Source organism: Pseudomonas sp. NY8896 (assembly GCF_039634505.1).
Genome location: NZ_CP132350.1, coordinates 6,890,081 through 6,905,653, shown reverse-complemented (window position 1 = coordinate 6,905,653; position 15,573 = coordinate 6,890,081). Strand labels below are relative to the sequence as shown.

15 protein-coding genes are annotated in these 15,573 nt (G+C 59.8%); 7 read left to right on the top strand and 8 right to left on the bottom strand.

Annotation, left to right across the window (positions count from 1 at the left end; genetic code table 11):
• The first annotated feature begins 119 nt into the window (after nt 1–119).
• On the top strand, nt 120–1,304 hold the full coding sequence (gene cfaB, locus Q9451_RS31275; RefSeq protein WP_071984755.1) for a C17 cyclopropane fatty acid synthase CfaB: 1,185 nt from the start codon (nt 120–122) through the stop codon (nt 1,302–1,304).
• Between the two features lie 64 nt (nt 1,305–1,368).
• Here the strand turns inward: cfaB and cls are convergent, their stop codons facing one another.
• Nucleotides 1,369–2,808 carry a cardiolipin synthase gene (gene cls / locus Q9451_RS31270; protein WP_012274893.1) on the bottom strand — a complete coding sequence of 480 codons (1,440 nt, stop codon included), beginning with the start codon at nt 2,806–2,808 and terminating at the stop codon, nt 1,369–1,371.
• A 133-nt stretch (nt 2,809–2,941) separates the two neighbouring features.
• Between cls and Q9451_RS31265 the strand changes: the two genes are divergently transcribed.
• Nucleotides 2,942–3,469, top strand: coding sequence for a DUF3617 domain-containing protein (locus Q9451_RS31265; RefSeq protein WP_012274892.1), 528 nt, complete (start codon nt 2,942–2,944; stop codon nt 3,467–3,469).
• Here Q9451_RS31265 and folE2 read toward each other — a convergent pair.
• Entirely contained in the window at nt 3,453–4,358 is a 906-nt protein-coding gene (gene folE2 / locus Q9451_RS31260; RefSeq protein ID WP_012274891.1) for a GTP cyclohydrolase FolE2, read from the bottom strand. The two genes, Q9451_RS31265 and folE2, sit on opposite strands and share 17 nt — an antisense overlap.
• Nucleotides 4,359–4,383: 25 nt before the next feature.
• Nucleotides 4,384–4,764, bottom strand: coding sequence for a hypothetical protein (locus Q9451_RS31255; protein ID WP_012274890.1), 381 nt, complete (start codon nt 4,762–4,764; stop codon nt 4,384–4,386).
• 114 nt (nt 4,765–4,878) lie between these two features.
• Here Q9451_RS31255 and zigA point away from each other — a divergent pair, with 114 nt between their 5' ends.
• Genes zigA through Q9451_RS31240 form a run of 3 tightly spaced genes read left to right on the top strand, consistent with a single transcriptional unit; the run spans nt 4,879 to nt 7,719 of the window.
• Nucleotides 4,879–6,084, top strand: a complete 1,206-nt coding sequence (gene zigA / locus Q9451_RS31250; RefSeq protein WP_012274889.1) for a zinc metallochaperone GTPase ZigA — start codon at nt 4,879–4,881, stop codon at nt 6,082–6,084.
• Complete coding sequence (locus Q9451_RS31245; RefSeq protein ID WP_012274888.1) at nt 6,081–6,707, top strand: DUF1826 domain-containing protein; 627 nt, start codon at nt 6,081–6,083, stop codon at nt 6,705–6,707. Before zigA ends, Q9451_RS31245 begins: the two co-directional genes overlap by 4 nt.
• A 40-nt stretch (nt 6,708–6,747) precedes the next feature.
• Complete coding sequence (locus Q9451_RS31240; RefSeq protein WP_012274887.1) at nt 6,748–7,719, top strand: CobW family GTP-binding protein; 972 nt, start codon at nt 6,748–6,750, stop codon at nt 7,717–7,719.
• Here the strand turns inward: Q9451_RS31240 and Q9451_RS31235 are convergent, their stop codons facing one another.
• Nucleotides 7,720–8,112 carry a DUF3301 domain-containing protein gene (locus Q9451_RS31235; RefSeq protein WP_012274886.1) on the bottom strand — a complete coding sequence of 131 codons (393 nt, stop codon included), beginning with the start codon at nt 8,110–8,112 and terminating at the stop codon, nt 7,720–7,722.
• Nucleotides 8,113–8,232: 120 nt separating this feature from the next.
• On the opposite strand from Q9451_RS31235, the gene pdxY reads away from it, so the two are divergent.
• Entirely contained in the window at nt 8,233–9,105 is an 873-nt protein-coding gene (pdxY, locus tag Q9451_RS31230) for a pyridoxal kinase PdxY (RefSeq protein WP_012274885.1), read from the top strand.
• On the opposite strand, the gene Q9451_RS31225 is transcribed toward pdxY, so the two are convergent.
• Entirely contained in the window at nt 9,102–9,587 is a 486-nt protein-coding gene (locus Q9451_RS31225; protein WP_012274884.1) for an acyl-CoA thioesterase, read from the bottom strand. The genes pdxY and Q9451_RS31225 overlap by 4 nt on opposite strands.
• Before the next feature lie 342 nt (nt 9,588–9,929).
• Here Q9451_RS31225 and Q9451_RS31220 point away from each other — a divergent pair, with 342 nt between their 5' ends.
• On the top strand, nt 9,930–11,690 hold the full coding sequence (locus Q9451_RS31220) for a cation:proton antiporter (protein WP_012274883.1): 1,761 nt from the start codon (nt 9,930–9,932) through the stop codon (nt 11,688–11,690).
• A 133-nt stretch (nt 11,691–11,823) separates the two neighbouring features.
• Here Q9451_RS31220 and Q9451_RS31215 read toward each other — a convergent pair whose 3' ends face one another.
• The 3 genes from Q9451_RS31215 to uvrD all read right to left on the bottom strand — a co-directional run bounded on the left by Q9451_RS31215 (nt 11,824) and on the right by uvrD (nt 15,521).
• Entirely contained in the window at nt 11,824–12,231 is a 408-nt protein-coding gene (locus Q9451_RS31215; protein ID WP_012274882.1) for an SMI1/KNR4 family protein, read from the bottom strand.
• Between the two features lie 114 nt (nt 12,232–12,345).
• On the bottom strand, nt 12,346–13,200 hold the full coding sequence (locus Q9451_RS31210) for a TIM44-like domain-containing protein (protein WP_012274881.1): 855 nt from the start codon (nt 13,198–13,200) through the stop codon (nt 12,346–12,348).
• A 134-nt stretch (nt 13,201–13,334) separates the two neighbouring features.
• Complete coding sequence (gene uvrD, locus Q9451_RS31205) at nt 13,335–15,521, bottom strand: DNA helicase II (protein ID WP_012274880.1); 2,187 nt, start codon at nt 15,519–15,521, stop codon at nt 13,335–13,337.
• Nucleotides 15,522–15,573: the final 52 nt, after the last annotated feature.

Below are 15,573 nucleotides of genomic sequence, written 5' to 3'. Positions count from 1 at the left end.
AACAGTTGGTTCTAGACCATGGTCTTGTTTAGAGGAAACATCCCACCAATGAACTACTCTGTTGCGGCGACGTTCGAAATATCAGGCGTCGTAGTCAATTAGGGATAGGAGGGTTGTTCATGCTTGCTCAACTTCCACCGGCATTGCAGAGCCTGCATCTGCCGCTGCGGCTGAAACTGTGGGACGGCAACCAGTTCGATCTGGGGCCTAGCCCGCAGGTCACCATCCTGGTCAAGGAACCACAGCTCATCAGCCAGTTGACCCATCCAAGCATGGATCAGCTAGGCACCGCATTTGTTGAAGGCAAGCTGGAGCTGGAGGGCGATATTGGCGAGGCCATCCGCGTGTGTGATGAGCTGAGCGAAGCATTGCTGGCCGGTGAGGAAGAAGTGCTGCCGCAGAGGCTTGCTCATGACAAGAGCACTGACGCCGAAGCCATCTCTTATCACTATGACGTCTCCAACGCGTTCTACCAGCTGTGGCTGGATCAGGACATGGCCTATTCATGCGCCTACTTCCGTGAGCCCGACAACACACTTGATCAGGCGCAGCAGGACAAGTTCGACCACTTGTGCCGCAAGTTGCGTTTGGAAGCCGGGGACTACCTGCTCGACGTTGGCTGCGGCTGGGGAGGGCTGGCGCGTTTTGCTGCCCGCGAGTACGGCGCCAAGGTGTTCGGCATTACTTTGAGCAAGGAGCAGCTCAAGCTTGGTCGTCAGCGCGTCAAGGCCGAGGGCTTGGTTGACAAGGTTGACTTGCAGATTCTCGACTACCGTGACTTGCCCCAGGATGGTCGCTTCGACAAGGTTGTCAGCGTGGGTATGTTCGAACATGTCGGGCATGCCAACCTCGCGCTGTATTGCCAGAAGCTGTTCGGCGCGGTGAGGGAAGGTGGGCTGGTGATGAACCATGGCATCACTGCCAAGCATGTCGATGGCCGACCGGTGGGGCGAGGTGCTGGTGAGTTCATCGACCGCTATGTGTTCCCCCACGGCGAGTTGCCGCATCTGTCGATGATCAGCGCCAGTATTTGTGAAGCGGGGTTGGAAGTGGTGGATGTGGAAAGCCTGCGCCTTCACTACGCCAAGACCCTGCACCACTGGAGCGAGAACCTGGAAAACCAGTTGCACAAGGCGGCGGCGCTGGTGCCCGAGAAGACACTGCGTATTTGGCGGTTGTACCTGGCCGGGTGTGCCTATGCCTTCCAGAAGGGTTGGATCAACCTGCACCAAATCTTGGCGGTGAAGCCATACGCCGATGGGCACCATAACCTGCCCTGGACGCGTGAGGACCTGTATCCCTGATTACTCAAGTCCCAGTGGAAGTGAGCGAGTGCGCTTCCACTGGGACTTAAGTAAAAACACGCTTTTAGAGAATCGGTGAAATCAGCCGCGCAATGCGCATCCCCAGTTGTTGCAGTCGATGCGTATCGCGGCTGTCCTCTGCAGTAATCTCCCGTGCCTGTTCAAAGTCATCGTTCAGCATGTGCTCGACCTGGTCGGCGAAGCTGCGGTCGACTGTCAGCAGGGTAATTTCGAAGTTCAGGCGGAACGAGCGGTTGTCCAGGTTGGCACTGCCAATCGCACTGACGTCGTCATCCACCAACACCACCTTCTGATGCAGGAACCCTGGCTGGTAACGGAACACGCGCACCCCTGCGCGTACCGCTTCAAAGGCGAACAGGCTGGAGGCGGCATAGACAATGCGGTGGTCCGGCCGTGATGGAATCAGCACGCGCACATCGACCCCTCGCAACACCGCCAGGCGCAAGGCGGCGAACACGGCCTCGTCAGGAATGAAGTAAGGGCTGGTGATCCACACTCTGCGGGTGGCGGAGTGAATTGCTTCAAGGAAGAACAGCGAGCAGGTTTCCTGTGGGTCTGCCGGGCCGCTGGCCAAGGCCTGGCACAGGACACCGTTGTCCGGGTAGGCATCTGGCAGGATCAGTGGCGGTAGCTGGCGCGTGGCCCAGTACCAGTCTTCGGCGAACGACTCTTGCAGGCAGGCCAGCACCGGCCCGCTAATCTGCACATGGGTGTCGCGCCAGGGTGAAAGCTGCGGGTGCTTACCCAGGTACTCGTCACCCACGTTGTGCCCGCCGATGAAACCGACCAGGCCATCCACCACCACGATCTTGCGATGGTTGCGGAAGTTGACCTGGAAACGATTGAACCAGCCGCGGCGGGTGGCGAAGGCATGGATCTGCACACCACCGTCACGCAGCACCTGGCTGTAACTGGCCGGCAAGGCGTGGCTGCCGACACGGTCGTAGAGCACGAACACCTGCACCCCTTCGGCGGCCTTGCGTAACAACAGTTGCTGCAGCGCTTTGCCAAGGGTGTCGTCATGAATGATGAAGAACTGCACCAGCACCACATCGCGGGCTTTCTCGATGGCAGCGAAAATGGCATCAAATGTGGCCTGGCCATTGATCAGCAGTTTCACCTGGTTGTTTGCCAGGCATGGCATGCGACTCAGCTTGGGCATGGCGCGCAAGGCTGCGTAGCTTTCCGACTCACGGGCAGTAAGGGCTTCCTCAACCCAGGGCCGCCAGTTGAGGTTGGCCATGGCCACGTGCATTTCGTGGTTGGCCTGGCGCCGCGCCTTGATGTAGGCATAGAACGATCGGGCACCGAAGACCAGATAGGGAATCAAGGTGAGGTAGGGGATGAAGAACAAGGGCATGGCCCAGGCAATCGCGCCTTGGGCAGTCCGCACGGTGAACACCGCGTGCAGTGCGGCTACGATACCCAGCAGATGTATCAGGCCGAGTAGGTAACCAAAGAAGTAGGGGCTGTGGTAATCCATATGCATCCTGCTTGCCGAGTACACTAGAGGTAACAGAACACGTTCCCGGTCCGCCTTGCAACCCGAAGGTGGATTTGGCGTCTAAGGCTCAGCCCGGCCCGCTTGGCCGGCTTTTTTCCAGGAGCGTTCGTCCATGAAGATTCGTCTGCCACTGTTGGCGTTGGCCCTAGCAATGAGCAGCCCGCTGGTGCATGCCCAGATGCTGCAACCCGGTTTGTGGGAGCTGACCACCAGCAACATGCAGGTCGATGGCAAGCCGCTACCCGACATGGAATTCATGCTCGGCCAGTTAAAAAACCTGCCGCCAGAGCAGCGCGCAATGATGGAAGGGGTGTTGGCCAAACAGGGAGTAAGCGTAGGCGGTAAGGGTGTACGTTCGTGCCTGACGCCAGAACAGGTGGCAACCAACGACATCCCGCTGCAGGACCCGAAGTCAGGTTGCACGCAGAAGATCACTGACCGCACCGGTAATGTGTGGAAGTTTCAGTTCAGCTGCCCGAAGGCCCAGGGGAGTGGCCAGGCTACATTCCTCAGTGATCGGGAATTCACTACCCAGGTGAGCGGCACATTCAACGCCTCGGGTGTGCAGCAGCAAGGCAGCATGAACACCCGTGCGGTGTGGCTGGGCAATGACTGCGGCACGGTCAAACCGCGCAGCTGACATCCCATTGCCACTGGCTGGTTGCTACAGCGTCGTGGGCATGCAGGCTCTCTGCATGTTCCACGCGCAGCTTGAAGGCCTTGCTCCATTCAATTTGCCGTAGAGCCTGATGCAGGCGGCGTGCGGCGTCTTCACAGAACATCAAGTTTTGCCCGTTGGCCAAGGCGAAGGCTTGCTCGTCTGCGCGCTTTACGGCGGTCTGTACCGCCGTCCCCAGGCTGGCCTCTATGCGGTCGATCAACTCGGTGATGGGCAACACCTGCTGATTGCTGTTTAGCCGTACCTGAACCTGCGCGGTACTGCGTTGGCTATGAGGCGTAGCAACAATCCCTTCGGCACTGCCAAGCCATTGCAGTACCGCAGCTTTTTCGATTTTCTGTTCGCTGAAGTGCGTCTGAAACTGCTGCTGAATCAGCTGCCGTGCGAGTGCAGCCGAGCATGGGCAGGTTGAGGAGTAAGGAACAGAAACGGATAGTTCCACGTGGAACACTTCATTTTCGATCCTGGTATCTACCGTTACGGCGTAGCTTTTCCAGCCCGCCAATGGGCTGATCAAGGCGGGTCTGTTCAGCAGATGCTCGAAGCTGAAGCGCAAGTAGGCTGCGGAAGAAAGGCTTGCGTGGCTGCTGAGGAAATCCTCCAGAAGCTGCCGGATGGCGAGTGGTGTGAGAGGCTGGTGTTCCAATGACCCCAGCGCAAGGTAAAGCCGCGACATGTGTATGCCGCGTGAACTGCCGTCTACCAGGCTAACTCCTGCGTCGACTTTGGCAGCCGCGGTGCGCCCTTCGAATTGCACTGGCAGGGCGATTCCGCACATGCCAACCCAATTCAATGGCACGGCATACGCTTGAGTTTGTGCGGCGATATCGGGGAGCTTGAGCTGAGTCATTTGGCTTTCCAAGCAAGTAAAGGCATCAACGGCAACCGCCGATCAAACTGCAATGCAGATTGAAGCGCTGCCCGCTGGAGCTGGATACGCGGTTCAAAGTGGTCCAGCCAACGCGGCGGCTGTAACCCACCCAGGCCTCTCCATCGCTGGCCAGGCCGGTAAAAAAGGTCAATGTGCCGTAGCGGCTGTTGGTTTGTGCCCACAGGCGCCGGCTGTCGAAGTCGTAGCCGCGCAGGTAGAACGTGCTGCCTTCGGTGCGCACGCTGTAGTAACTGCCTTTGCCGTCCTGGCAGGCGAGCAGCGTGGCGCTTCGCGTACAAAGCGCCAATGCACTGCCTTTTGGCATAGCCAGCAGTGAAGTCGGCATGACCAGCATCAGCAACGCCAAGACCCTTGGCAGATTCATTTTTCATCCCCGGTGAGCACTCGTCCGTCGAGAACGGCTTGGCGAAATTGTATTGTTACTTTATAACATTGTGCAATGCATCGTTTCGAATGCGTCTGCCTGAAGAGGTTCGCCATGCCCAATCGTCTCCCCGTCACCGTGCTGTCCGGCTTCCTGGGCGCCGGCAAGAGCACACTGCTCAACTATGTGCTGCGCAACCGCGACAACCTGCGGGTCGCGGTCATCGTCAATGACATGAGTGAAATCAACATCGATGCCAGTGAGGTGCAGCGCAATGTCAGCCTCAACCGCGCTGAAGAGAAGCTGGTCGAGATGAGCAACGGCTGCATCTGCTGCACCTTGCGTGAAGACCTGCTTGAAGAGGTGGCGCGGCTGGCCGAAGAAGGGCGTTTTGATTATTTGCTGATCGAGTCCACCGGTATCTCCGAACCATTACCGGTGGCCGAAACCTTCACTTTCCGCGACGAACAGGGCCGCAGTCTGTCCGATATGGCGCGCCTGGACACCATGGTCACCGTGGTCGATGGCCTGAACTTCCTGCGCGACTATCAGGCGGCAGACAGCCTGGCCAGCCGTGGCGAAACCTTGGGCGAAGAAGACGAGCGGTCAATCAGCGATCTGCTGATCGAGCAGGTCGAATTCGCCGATGTGCTGCTGCTGAGCAAGATCGACCTTATCAGCCAACATGAGCGCGAAGAACTCACCGCCATTCTGCGCAGCCTCAATGCCCGGGCTCAGATCGTACCCATGGTCATGGGGCAGGTGCCGCTGACGCGTATTCTGGACACTGGCCTGTTCGACTTCGATCAGGCAGCCCAGGCACCGGGTTGGTTGCAGGAGTTGCGCGGTGAGCATGTGCCCGAAACCGAAGAGTACGGTATCGCGGCCATGACCTGGCAGGCACGACGTCCGCTTCATCCACAGCGCTTTTTCGACTTTATCCACACTCACTGGACTAACGGGCGGTTACTGCGTTCCAAGGGTTTTTTCTGGTTGGCCAGCAAATATCAGGAAGCCGGTAGCTGGTCGCAAGCGGGCGGCATGATGCGCCATGGCCTGGCTGGCCGGTGGTGGCGCTTCGTACCGCGCGATCAGTGGCCGCAGGATGTGGATAACACCAGCGCGATCTTGAAACACTGGACTGCTGAGACCGGTGATTGCCGCCAGGAGTTGGTGTTCATCGGGCAGAATATCGACTTCGGAAAATTATCCACAGCCCTTGATGGCTGCCTGTTGACGGATCAGGAAATGGACTTGGGCCACATGGGTTGGTTACGCCTGCCCGATCCGTTTGGCCCATGGCACGAGGAGGCGGCATGAACGCGGCAACTCGGGCTGTGGATATCTTTCAGGTGCACGGCGATAGCCCGCAAGTTCTGGCTGAAGTGCTGCAGGACGGCGTGAACCTGGCCGTTTGGCGCCGGCGCCTGCCGGCACAGTTACAGGACTTTTCTGAATTGGCCATAAGCCTTGGTCAGCCCCTGGCTGATCAGCGGGTAATCGATGTGGACGAGCAGCAGATGCCAGTACTGCCCGATCTGCTGCGTGAAGCGTCGGATTTACTTGGCTATGAGGCCTTCGTTGCCGATGTGACGTGGTTGGTGGCGGCGTACACCTGCCTGGTTGGCGCACGTCGGGTCGGTTTACGTCTGCGGGTACTGGACGGTCCTATGTGCCCGCGCTTCCATGTGGATAACGTGCCATTACGCCTGCTCACTACCTATGCGGGTCCGGGTAGTGAATGGTTGCAAGAGCAGGATAGCCGGCGTGGAGAGTTACACACAGCTGATCTTCCTGTGGATAACATAAAGCGCCTGCAGCCCGGCGAGGTAGGGATACTGAAAGGCGAGAAATGGCAGGGCAACGAGGGCGCAGGCCTGGTGCATCGGTCCCCTTCAGGGCAACAGGGGCGGCTACTGCTCAGCCTTGACTGGCTGGCCTGACGGCGCATAGTGAGGCATCACCACCGCCTGAAGTCGCCCCATGCTGCAGAACATTCCCACCCATGTAATTGCCGGCCCGCTGGGCGCTGGCAAAACCACCCTGATCCGTCATCTGCTGGCCCAGCGCCCAGCCAATGAACGCTGGGCTGTACTGATCAACGAATTTGGCCTGGTAGGCCTGGATGCGGCCTTGCTCAGCCGTGACGAAGACGGCATAGCCATCGGCGAGGTGGCAGGCGGCTGCCTGTGCTGCGTCAACGGCATGCCATTTCAGGTGGGCCTGGGGCGCTTGCTGCGTAAATCCCGGCCCGACAGGTTGTTTATCGAGCCTTCCGGCTTGGGCCACCCATTACAGCTGCTGGCTCAGCTACAGCAAGCCCCTTGGGCTGGAGTGCTGACAATTCAACCACTTCTGATGGTTGTGGATGCCCTGGCCATGGCTAGAAACGAGCCCCTCACGGAGGCTCAACAGCAGGCTTTCGATGGCTGTGAGAACGTGGTTTTCAACAAGTCAGAGCTTGTGGATGAATCAGATAAGTTGTTGATAACTAATAAATTTATAAACAAGAAAATCATATGGACAGTGCAAGGTTGGCTGCCTCTGTCGGGCCTTCCGCAGGCATCTTCCCAGATTGTTGACAGCCCATTCCTAGATAACAAGATTGTCGACAATCTTGAAAGTGCCCCAGCATTACTCTGGACAGACCCCAGGCAGCCCATCTGCCTTAGCCAACAGGGGGAAGGAGGTTGGAGTATTGGCTGGCGTTGGCACCCTGGCCAACAGTTTTATCCACAGCGGTTACAGGCGTTCTTGCGCGTCTGGCCATGGCGACGCGCCAAGGGAGTTATCCACAGTGTGGAAGGCTGGCAATCATTCAATGGGCTCAATGGAGGCATGCCCGCCTGGCAGCCCAGCGAATGGCGCAGGGATACGCGTATCGAGCTGATTTTCGATCAGCCGCAATCGCAACCCGCACTGCATGCCGGGTTGAGCGAATGCCAAGTCAGCTGATCAGTTGCGCCAGCGGTTGTGCTCCTGGCGCCACTGCTGCATTTCGATGACATTGTCGGCGCGCGGTGGGGTCTTGATTTCGAACGGGTAGGGTGCCAGCTCGATCTGCACGCTGTGGGCGCCGAACTGGGTCACGGTACCGGGGTGGCGCTGCTCGCCCGTGACGGTGAACTCGAAGGCATAGATGCGTGCCAGGCGTTTACGGCCATTGGCATCCCGGACAAAGGCGATGCGCTTGAGTGCGACGGCGTCGTCGAGCAATTCGAGGTCGAGCTTGGCGCAATGCTGTTTGACCCGCTCCAGGGCTTTCTCGCGCAACCCATGGTTGTGCCACAACCAGGCGCCTGCCGTGGCTACCAGCATCAGGACGAAGAGGTTCTCCAGGGTCAACATTTGCATATGCTCCAAACAGGTGTATCCAGCTTAACTGCGTCCCTGGCCTGTCGTACAGGTGGCAATCGCGTTCATACTGCGCTGCGTACAATCCTTGAAACAGCTTTGGAAACCACCCGCATGAAACGTACCCCGCACCTGCTCGCCATTCAGTCTCATGTGGTGTTCGGCCACGCCGGCAACAGCGCCGCGGTGTTCCCCATGCAGCGTATCGGGGTCAATGTCTGGCCGCTCAATACCGTGCAGTTCTCCAATCACACACAGTATGGCCAGTGGGCGGGTGAAGTGCTTGCCCCGGCGCAAATTCCTGCGTTGGTGGAAGGTATTTCCAACATCGGCGAGCTGGGCCACTGCGATGCGGTGCTTTCCGGCTACCTGGGCAGTGCCGAACAGGGGCGAGCGATCCTGGCCGGCGTCGAGCGGATCAAGGCGGTGAACCCAAAGGCTTTGTACCTGTGCGACCCGGTCATGGGGCACCCGGAGAAGGGCTGCATCGTCCCGCCCGAAGTCAGTGCGTTTCTGCTCGAGGAGGCGGCGGCCAGGGCGGACATCCTGTGCCCCAACCAACTGGAGCTGGACAGCTTTTGTGGGCGCCGCGCGCAGTCACTGGAAGATTGCGTGAACATGGCGCGCAGCTTGCTGAAGCGTGGGCCGCAGGTGGTGGTGGTCAAGCACCTGGCCTACCCTGGGCGCGCCGAGGACCAGTTCGAAATGCTGCTGGTGACTGCCGAACACAGCTGGCACCTACGCCGCCCGCTGCTGGCGTTTCCACGCCAGCCGGTGGGGGTGGGTGACCTCACCTCCGGTTTGTTCCTGGCCCGTGTAATGCTGGGCGACAGCTGGGTGCAGGCATTCGAGTTCACGGCTGCAGCGGTGCATGAAGTGCTGCTGGAAACCCAGGCCTGCGCCAGCTACGAATTGCAGCTGGTGCGGGCTCAGGACCGCATTGCGCACCCACGGGTACGCTTCGAGGCGCAGTTGCTGGCGCTTTAGATCGCGTCGGTTTTCAGGTCCTGGTAGCGCTTCTCCAGCTCCTGGCGGATCTGGCGCCGCTGATGGCCTTGCAGGAAGCGGCGCTTTTCCTCGCTGCTATGCGGCTGGCGCGGTGGCACCGGCACCGGGCGGCGATTGTCGTCGACTGCAACCATGGTGAAGAAGCAACTGTTGGAGTGGCGCACCGAGCGCTCGCGGATGTTCTCGGTCACCACTTTGATGCCGACCTCCATCGAGGTGTTGCCGGTGTAGTTGACCGACGCGAGGAAGGTCACCAGTTCACCTACGTGTACGGGTTCGCGGAAGATCACCTGGTCGACCGACAGGGTCACCACATAGCTACCGGCATAGCGGCTGGCGCAGGCGTAGGCCACTTCGTCGAGGTACTTGAGCAGGGTGCCGCCATGTACGTTGCCAGAAAAGTTGGCCATGTCCGGGGTCATCAGGACGGTCATGCTCAGCTGGGCGTTTCCAGGTTCCATAGTGTGCTCACGGTGAGGTTGCGCTGAATCGGGCGAATGGAGGGCGTTATCTGCTGACACTGCTGTTCCCCTCTTATGAATTTGCCTTGCTGATACGGGACGTTGGCTGACGCGCTGTCGTCACGCTGATCATGCCATCAGCGGCGCTTTTCCAGCCGATCTGTTTCTGCATATTGCACCGGCTTTTTGCGGCGGGGTGCGATGTTAACCTGAGTACGCCCATGCAACATGGGCGTTCCTGCATTCAATACAGTATGTACTTGCTGCTCCCTCAGGTTTGCCTTGGCAGAGGAGCGGTCTGCCCAGGCATCCAGAAAAAGACGAGAAAAGGAGTATCACGCCATGCATGCCATCAGCTTCATCCAGGACCTGGCGGTCATCATGCTGGTCGCTGGCGTGGTCACCATTCTCTTCCATCGCCTCAAGCAGCCGGTGGTGCTTGGGTACATTGTCGCGGGCTTCATCATTGGCCCGCACACCCCGCCGTTTGGCCTTATCCATGATGAAGACACCATCAAGACCCTCGCTGAACTGGGGGTGATCTTCCTGATGTTCTGCCTGGGGCTCGAGTTCAGCCTGCGCAAGCTGTTCAAGGTGGGTGCCACAGCGTTCATCGCAGCGTTCCTGGAAATCGTGCTGATGATCTGGATCGGCTTCGAGATCGGTCGCTGGTTCGGCTGGAATACCATGGACTCGCTGTTCCTTGGCGCCATCCTGGCCATATCCTCGACCACCATCATCGTCAAGGCGCTCAACGACCTGAAGATGAAGAACGAGCGCTTTGCCCAGCTGATCTTCGGCGTGCTGATTGTCGAGGACATCCTTGGCATCGGCATCATTGCCCTGCTGTCGGGTATCGCGGTCAGTGGCACGGTCAGCTCGGGTGAGGTGTTCTCCACCGTCGGCAAGCTGTCACTGTTCATGATCGTCGCCCTGGTCATCGGCATCTTGTTGGTGCCGCGTCTGCTGGCCTATGTGGCCAAGTTCGAAAGCAACGAGATGTTGCTGATCACCGTGCTGGGCCTGTGTTTCGGCTTCTGCCTGCTGGTGGTGAAGCTGGAGTACAGCATGGTGCTTGGCGCCTTCCTGATTGGTGCGATCATGGCTGAATCGCGCCAGTTGCTGAAAATAGAAAGCCTGATCGAACCGGTACGCGACCTCTTCAGCGCCATATTCTTCGTCGCCATCGGCCTGATGATCGACCCCCAGGTGCTCATAGACTACGCCTGGCCGATCGTGGTCATCACCTTGGCGGTGGTGCTGGGCAAGATGCTGTCTTGTGGCATGGGGGCGTTCATCGCCGGCAATGATGGGCGCACGTCGCTGCGCGTGGGCATGGGGCTATCGCAAATTGGCGAATTCTCTTTCATCATCGCCGCGCTGGGCATGACCCTGCAGGTAACCAGCGATTTCCTTTACCCGGTGGCTGTCGCGGTATCGGCAATCACCACGTTGCTGACGCCGTACCTGATCCGCGCGGCCGACCCGTTGTCGCAAAAGCTGGGCAATATAGTGCCGGGCCGCCTGGCGCGGGTGCTGTCGTTGTACGGCGAGTGGTTGCGCAACATCCAGCCGCAGGGCGAGAGCGCCATGCTGGCGGCGATGATTCGGCGCATCCTGTTGCAGGTGGGGGTAAACCTGGCGCTGGTAATCGCCATTTTCTTCAGTGGTGGCTACTTCGCAGGGCGAATCGGCAACTGGCTCAGTGAGTGGGTGAGCGATGCGAGCCAGCAGAAGGCTGTGATCTGGGGGGCGGCCTTGTTGCTGTCGCTGCCATTCCTTATCGCCGCCTACCGCAAGCTCAAGGCACTTTCGATGTTGCTGGCAGAGATGGGCGTGAAGCCTGAAATGGCAGGGCGGCATACCCAGCGTGTGCGCCGTGTGATTGCTGAAGTTATCCCGCTGTTGTCGCTGCTGGTGATCTTCCTGCTGCTGTCGGCATTGTCGGCGAGCATTCTGCCGACCAGCGAGTTGTTGCTGGTGATTGCTGTAGTCGCTGCCGTGGTGGTGGCGTTGTTGTGGCGCTGGTTCATCCGCGTGCACACGCGCATGCAGATCGCCTTGTTGGAGACGCTAGAGAATAGTCGCGAGAACTCGCACTAAGGGGCAATGCTCCCTGCGCAAGATTTCACCGTCGTCCGAGGGGATGGAGCGGTAGCGATGTCGCCAGGCGCAGAAAGCCTGGCGATTTTAACTACATTGATGGCACTAAGCCATAAATATTCCTGTGGATATTTCAGCTTTCCAGCCAAACATCCCGCGCCCAGTGCCACACCGATTCCCAGCTGTCTTCGCCGACCAGTTCCTCATCGGCATCCCACAGCACCACGGTGCCATCTTCTTCGACGCAGTAGTAGTTGTCGCCGTCCTGACACAGTGGGATCAGCTCACGCGGCACGCCGGCATCCCAAGCTGTGGCGGCAACTTCTGGCAGGTACGTGTGCGACTGCGGGTCGGTACAAGTGACAGGCTCAAGAGAGCCGTAAACAACATCACTTACGGTCAGCAGAAACTCTTTGAACACGAATGGAATATTGATGAACAGCTGCTCTTCGATCTCCACCAGCTGGTCCTCGTCGGGAAGCTCCAAGGGCACCGGTACGGGTTCATTGGCTTCACGGAGTTGTTCGATCACTTCTTCCACGGTTCACTTCCTCTGACCTAGATGACAACGCTGCGCGTTATACCCTAGTAGGCCAGTCTGGCAAAAGCAAAAACCCCGGGACAGGCCCGGGGTTTTTCATGCAGCACGTAGCGATTAGCCGTTTTGACGGATACCGGCAACCAGCCAAGGCTGGTTCTCGCCCTGGGCGCGAACCATGTGCCAGCTTTCGCTGAACACTTCGCCCTGGTCGAAGCGCGAGTTCTTCGACACGCCACGGAAGGTCAGGGTGGCGTCGGTGCGGTCGGTGCGGTCGTCGAGACCGTCCAGCTGCACTTCCAGGTTATCGATGTAGGTAGCCTGGAAGCCATCACCCAGCTCAGCACGCTCGCGCTTGAGGAACTCCAGCATTTGCGGAGTAACGAACTCGGCGATCTTGTCCATTTCGTTGGCATCCCAGTGCTGCTGCAGCGACTGGAAATGGTTACGGGCGGCAGCCAGGAAGTTCTGCTCGTTGAACCACGCCGGGGCGTTGATTACCGGAGCGGCTGCGGCGGCAGGTGCGGCCGAACCCCCGAAGATCGACGGCTGGGCAGGCTGGGCGTGAGCCTCACGCTGCATCGGCGCATGGCCTGGCATGGCCATTTGCGGCTGCTGCTGGCGGCGGCGCGCGGCGATGAAGCGGAACACCAGGAAGGCAATGAGCGCCACGATCAGGAAGTCCATGATCTGGAAGCCTTCGAAACCGTCGCCCATGAACATGGACGCCAGCAGGCCACCGGCGGCCAGGCCGGCCAATGGGCCCAACCAGCGCGAAGCACCGCTGGCGGCCGGGGCTGCACGACCAGGTGCGGTCGGCGCGGCGGCAGGCGTGGTTGGCGTAGCCTGGCGGGTCTGGTGAATAGGCGCGGAGCCCGAGCTCTTACCGCCGCCGAAACGCTTGGCGTTGGCGTCCAGGCTCAGCGTCAGGCCGACGCAGAGCGCCAGTGCGATGCTAAGAAAACGTTGCATAAGTGGGATATCCCCTGTTGTGGATTGCACGCGCGTCATGGTGCACAGGTTCCCGGGCACATGACCAGCGACATAATGTTTCGAGCTTTTGCCTGAATGTTACAAGGCCGCCCCGGCAGGGCGGCCTTGCGCTTTCAGATGGCCTCGAGCTTGGCATACCCCAGCATCAGCCACTTGCTGCCTTCGGCAAAGTTCACCTGCACCCGCGCCTGCGCACCCGAGCCCTCGAAGTTGAGGATCACACCTTCGCCAAACACTGCATGTTGTACACGCTGGCCAAGGTTGAACGCGGTCTGCGGAATACTGGCATTGGCAAACAGGTTGCTGTTGGTGGCGGTCTTGGCCCCACCGAACGGGCGGCTGACGCTGTTGGACAGGCGCACTTCCTGAACCAAGCCTGGCGGAATTTCGCGCACGAAACGCGACACCTTGTTGTAGGTCTCGCTGCCATACAGGCGACGGGTTTCGGCATAGGTCATGACCAGCTGGCGCATGGCGCGGGTGATGCCCACGTAGGCCAGGCGCCGTTCCTCTTCCAGGCGGCCGGGTTCTTCCAGGCTCATCTTGTGCGGGAACAGGCCTTCTTCCATGCCCACCAGGAACACATACGGGAACTCCAGGCCTTTGGCGCTGTGCAGGGTCATCAGCTGGATGCTGTCTTCATGCTCATCAGCCTGGGTATCGCCCGCTTCAAGCGAGGCATGCCCCAAGAAGGCTGACAGTGGCGAGAGGTCGGCATCTTCGTCGGCGGATTCGAAGTTGCGTGCAGCGCTGACCAGTTCCTCAAGGTTTTCTACCCGTGCCTGGCCCTTTTCACCTTTTTCCTCCTGGTGATAGAGGATCAGCCCGGACTGCTCGATGGTGGTCTGGGTCATGGTATGCAGCGGCATGTCCACGACTTTGGCGGCCAGCCCCTCGATCAGCTCGATGAAAGCCCCCAGGGCACTGGCGGCGCGGCCCTTCAGGGCCTTGGCGGCGAGCAGCTGGCACATGGCTTCCCACATCGACAGCTGGCTGTGACGGGCGTGTTCACGGATGGCTTCGACGGTTTTTTCGCCAATACCGCGCGGCGGCACGTTGATCACCCGCTCCAGGGCGGCATCGTTGCCACGCCCTTCGATCAGCCGCAGGTATGCCATGGCGTTCTTGATTTCGGCGCGTTCGAAGAAGCGTTGGCCGCCATAGATGCGGTAGGGGATGCGCTCGCGCAGCAGGGCCTCTTCCAGCACCCGCGACTGGGCGTTGGAACGGTACAGAATGGCGATCTCGTTACGCGCATTGCCCTGCTTGACCAGGCTTTCGATGGTTTCTACCACGTAGCGCGCTTCGTCATGTTCGTTGTAGGCCGCGTACAGGGTCAGCGGTTCGCCTTCGCCCATGTCGGTCCACAGCTCTTTGCCCAGGCGCCCACTGTTGTTGGCGATCAGGGCGTTGGCAGCCTTGAGGATGCCGCCGGTGGAGCGGTAGTTCTGCTCCAGGCGGATCATCTCGGCGTCGGGGAAGTCGGCGGTGTACTGGTGAATGTTTTCGATCTTGGCGCCGCGCCAGCCGTAGATCGACTGGTCGTCATCGCCTACGGCCATCAAGCTGGCGCCACCGCGCGCCAACAGGCGCAGCCAGGCGTACTGCACGGCGTTGGTATCCTGGAACTCGTCCACCAGCACGTGCTGGAAGCGCCGCTGGTAGTGCTCCAACAGGCCCGGGTGGTCGCGCCACAGGTCCAGGGCGCGCAGCAGCAGCTCGGAGAAGTCGATGACCCCGGCGCGCTCGCAGGCCTGCTCGTAGGCGGTATAGACCTCGCGCATGGTCGCCAGGAACAGGTCGCCACCGGCCTGGATATGCTGCGGGCGCAGGCCCTCGTCCTTCTGCCCGTTGATGAACCACTGGGCCTGGCGTGCCGGCCACTTCTGCTCGTCCAGGCCCAGCTCACGCATTACCCGCTTGATCAGGCGTTGCTGGTCGTCGCTGTCGAGGATCTGGAAGTTCTGAACCAACCGTGCTTCCTGCCAGTGGGCCCGCAGCAGGCGATGGGCCAGGCCGTGGAAGGTGCCTACCCACATACCCGCCGGGTTGATCCCCAGCAGTTGCTCGATCCGCTGGCGCATTTCTGCAGCAGCCTTGTTGGTGAAGGTCACCGACAGGATCGAATGCGGCGACGCCTGCTCTACCTGGATAAGCCAGGCGATGCGGTGCACCAGCACGCGGGTTTTACCGGAACCGGCGCCGGCAAGCACCAATTGACGCCCGAGCGTGGCCGCTACGGCCTGGCGTTGGGCATCGTTGAGGGAATTAAGCAGGAGGGAGAGGTCATCTGTGTGCATCGGGCCATTCTAGGGCGCAGCAGGGGAAGGGTAAATGGCACTGTATGAATAT

Excerpts from the sequence above, each read along its gene's own strand:
- Q9451_RS31225 (WP_012274884.1), bottom strand. The coding sequence starts at position 9,587 with ATGGAACCTGGAAACGCCCAGCTGAGCATGACCGTCCTGATGACCCCG.
- Q9451_RS31220 (WP_012274883.1), top strand. The coding sequence starts at position 9,930 with ATGCATGCCATCAGCTTCATCCAGGACCTGGCGGTCATCATGCTGGTC.
- Q9451_RS31265 (WP_012274892.1), top strand. The coding sequence starts at position 2,942 with ATGAAGATTCGTCTGCCACTGTTGGCGTTGGCCCTAGCAATGAGCAGC.
- cfaB (WP_071984755.1), top strand. The coding sequence starts at position 120 with ATGCTTGCTCAACTTCCACCGGCATTGCAGAGCCTGCATCTGCCGCTG.
- Q9451_RS31235 (WP_012274886.1), bottom strand. The coding sequence starts at position 8,112 with ATGTTGACCCTGGAGAACCTCTTCGTCCTGATGCTGGTAGCCACGGCA.
- cls (WP_012274893.1), bottom strand. The coding sequence starts at position 2,808 with ATGGATTACCACAGCCCCTACTTCTTTGGTTACCTACTCGGCCTGATA.
- folE2 (WP_012274891.1), bottom strand. The coding sequence starts at position 4,358 with ATGACTCAGCTCAAGCTCCCCGATATCGCCGCACAAACTCAAGCGTAT.
- Q9451_RS31245 (WP_012274888.1), top strand. The coding sequence starts at position 6,081 with ATGAACGCGGCAACTCGGGCTGTGGATATCTTTCAGGTGCACGGCGAT.
- Q9451_RS31210 (WP_012274881.1), bottom strand. The coding sequence starts at position 13,200 with ATGCAACGTTTTCTTAGCATCGCACTGGCGCTCTGCGTCGGCCTGACG.
- zigA (WP_012274889.1), top strand. The coding sequence starts at position 4,879 with ATGCCCAATCGTCTCCCCGTCACCGTGCTGTCCGGCTTCCTGGGCGCC.
- Q9451_RS31240 (WP_012274887.1), top strand. The coding sequence starts at position 6,748 with ATGCTGCAGAACATTCCCACCCATGTAATTGCCGGCCCGCTGGGCGCT.
- pdxY (WP_012274885.1), top strand. The coding sequence starts at position 8,233 with ATGAAACGTACCCCGCACCTGCTCGCCATTCAGTCTCATGTGGTGTTC.
- Q9451_RS31255 (WP_012274890.1), bottom strand. The coding sequence starts at position 4,764 with ATGAATCTGCCAAGGGTCTTGGCGTTGCTGATGCTGGTCATGCCGACT.
- uvrD (WP_012274880.1), bottom strand. The coding sequence starts at position 15,521 with ATGCACACAGATGACCTCTCCCTCCTGCTTAATTCCCTCAACGATGCC.